Source organism: Luteibacter sp., assembly GCF_051958795.1.
Classification (GTDB): domain Bacteria; phylum Pseudomonadota; class Gammaproteobacteria; order Xanthomonadales; family Rhodanobacteraceae; genus Luteibacter.
Genome location: NZ_JBQCFT010000413.1, coordinates 1 through 2,331, shown reverse-complemented (window position 1 = coordinate 2,331; position 2,331 = coordinate 1). Strand labels below are relative to the sequence as shown.

Below are 2,331 nucleotides of genomic sequence, written 5' to 3'. Positions count from 1 at the left end.
AACTCACTGGCCGGGTGATAAAGGTAAACGCGGGCGAACTCTTCCACGCGCGACCATTGCGATTCGCCATGCCCCGCCGCCAGCACGGCGTGGCGCGTGGTGATGTTTGGGCCCTCTTCCCATGCGGGAGTCAGCGCGATCCGGTCGACCCGGGCGCCCCACGCATCCCATTGGGTGAGCACCGGTTCGGTACGCGGCGTGCGTTGCCGCCGCTCGTAGGCATCCAGGGCGTAATCGCCGAGCGCATCGAGGTCCGGGGCGCAATCGGCCAGCCGGTCCACCGGCAGCGCATGGGCCAGCCACGCATCCAGCACGCGATCTTCGCGGAACGGGTGCGCCAGCCGCGGCGCGTCCTGCAGGAAACCCATGTGGCACCTCTCCATTGGCAGATGCGACTAGGGTGCACCGCGTGGGGGCGTACGTCGATACGCTGCGCAGCATCGGGCGGCCATCGCGTGCAAGCACGCTCCCACAAGGCACTTGTGGCGTGCCGGTGTCCTTGTGGGAGCGCGCTTGCGCGCGATAGGCCTACCTACGACGGACGCCCGCGCCCAGCGTGCCGATCAACAGCAGGCACAGCACGATCTCCAGCCACGCCAGCCAGCGATCGCCCGTGGAGCTCCAGGCTTCCGACACGCCGTGGCAGAAGTAAAACAACGCCAGGATCCCCACCCACAACAACGCGCGGGTGAGCTTGCGCAGTGCCAGCAGCGGCAGCAGCAGCGGCGGCACCGTGATCAGCAGGGCCACCCATGCCGGGATCGATACCGGCGGATACACCATGTACCAGAGCAACTGCACGCCGAGCAGCGCGGCCCATGCGGCAAGGCCAGCCTTCTGCAGGCTGGTGGCCGGTGCCCTCATGCAGGCGTGCCCAGCCGGCGGGCGACATCGGCGAGGCGCTTGCCCAAGGCGCGGGCCAGGTCGCGCTCATCATTGCTGATGCCGTTATCCCCACGGTGCCCGGCGACATGGCTCGCGCCGTAAGGCGTGCCTCCCGAGGTCGTGGTCGAGAGCAGGGGCTCGGTGTAGGGGATGCCGACGATGAGCATGCCGTGGTGGAGCAGGGGCAGGGCCATGGAGATGAGCGTGGCTTCCTGGCCGCCGTGCATCGTGCTGGTCGAGGTGAACATCGCCGCAGGCTTGCCGGCGAGGGCACCCGAGGCCCATTCGGCACCCGTGGTATCCAGGAAATACTTCAGCGGCGCCGCCATGTTGCCGAAGCGGGTGGGGCTGCCAATGGCCAGGCCCACGCATTCGATGAGGTCGTCCCGGGTGACGTAGGGTGCGCCGTCCTCGGGTTCCGGCGGCATCGCGGTTTCCGTGACCGGTGCCACCGGTGGCACCTGGCGCAGGCGGGCGCGCATGCCGGGTACTTCCTCGATGCCACGGGCGACGAATCGGGCGAGCTGGGCCGTGTGGCCGGAGCGGCTGTAGTAGAGTACGAGGATGTCGTGAGACATGGACGGTCGCCTTCAGGAAGGCGCTAGTCTCGCAGAACTACGAGGATGTTCCCAATGTTCCGGGACAAACAAAGGATGCCCATGCCGCTGCGCTTCGATCGCGACCGCGCCCTGAGCTTTACCCGCTTCACCTGGCTGCGCTTTGTCGACGACAAGTGCTTCGAGACCGCTGGCGCCCTGTCGTACACCACGCTGGTGTCGCTCGTGCCGCTCACGGTCGCCGTATTCGCCATCCTTTCCGCGTTCCCCGTGTTCGCCGAATGGCGCGGCAGCCTGGCCAATTACGCCTTCCAGAATTTCGTACCGGCCACCGGCATCAAGATCCAGGAATACATGCTCGCGTTCGCCGACAAGGCGAGCCAGCTCACGGGCATCTCGATCCTGGTCATGCTGTTCAGTGCGCTGTCGATGATGGTGAGCATCGAGGACCGGCTCAACCGGATCTGGCGCGTGCGCAAGCCGCGCGGCTGGACCTCGCGCGTGCTGCTCTACTGGGCGGCGCTGACCCTCGGGCCGATCCTGGTCGTGGGCGGGCTGGCGCTGTCCTCGTATATCGCGGCGTTCCCCTTGCTGCATCAGGCCGCCGACCAGTTCGCCACGCAGAGCCGCCTGATCAACCTGCTTCCTTTCGGCATCACCTTCATCACGCTGGTGCTCATGTACACGATGGTGCCGAACCGGCGGGTGTCGTGGCGGCACGCGGCGGTGGGTGCGTTGCTCGGCGCCATCCTTTTCGAGTTCGCGCGCTGGGGCTTCGCGCAGTTCATCCGCAACTCGCCGAACTACGAGGAAATCTACGGTGCCCTCGCGGCCATCCCGATTTTCCTGCTCTGGATCTATCTGTCGTGGATCATCGTGATCCTGGGCG

3 protein-coding genes and 1 pseudogene are annotated in these 2,331 nt (G+C 66.7%); 1 reads left to right on the top strand and 3 read right to left on the bottom strand.

Annotation, left to right across the window (positions count from 1 at the left end):
* The 3 genes and pseudogenes from ACTHLF_RS21005 to wrbA form a co-directional block, all read right to left on the bottom strand.
* Nucleotides 1-368: pseudogene (locus ACTHLF_RS21005) on the bottom strand (acyl-CoA dehydrogenase family protein); the annotation flags it as partial.
* 160 nt (nucleotides 369-528) lie between these two features.
* Nucleotides 529-864 (bottom strand): DUF2069 domain-containing protein, encoded by a 336-nt coding sequence (locus ACTHLF_RS21000; protein WP_440330142.1) that lies wholly within the window; start codon nucleotides 862-864, stop codon nucleotides 529-531.
* The gene (gene wrbA, locus ACTHLF_RS20995) at nucleotides 861-1,463 is read right to left on the bottom strand and encodes an NAD(P)H:quinone oxidoreductase (protein WP_440330141.1); all 603 of its coding nucleotides are present in this window, start codon (nucleotides 1,461-1,463) and stop codon (nucleotides 861-863) included. The genes ACTHLF_RS21000 and wrbA overlap by 4 nt, the downstream gene beginning before the upstream one ends.
* A gap of 81 nt (nucleotides 1,464-1,544) precedes the next feature.
* On the opposite strand from wrbA, the gene ACTHLF_RS20990 reads away from it, so the two are divergent.
* A partial coding sequence (locus ACTHLF_RS20990; RefSeq protein ID WP_440330139.1) for a YihY family inner membrane protein occupies nucleotides 1,545-2,331 on the top strand: 787 nt, incomplete at its 3' end.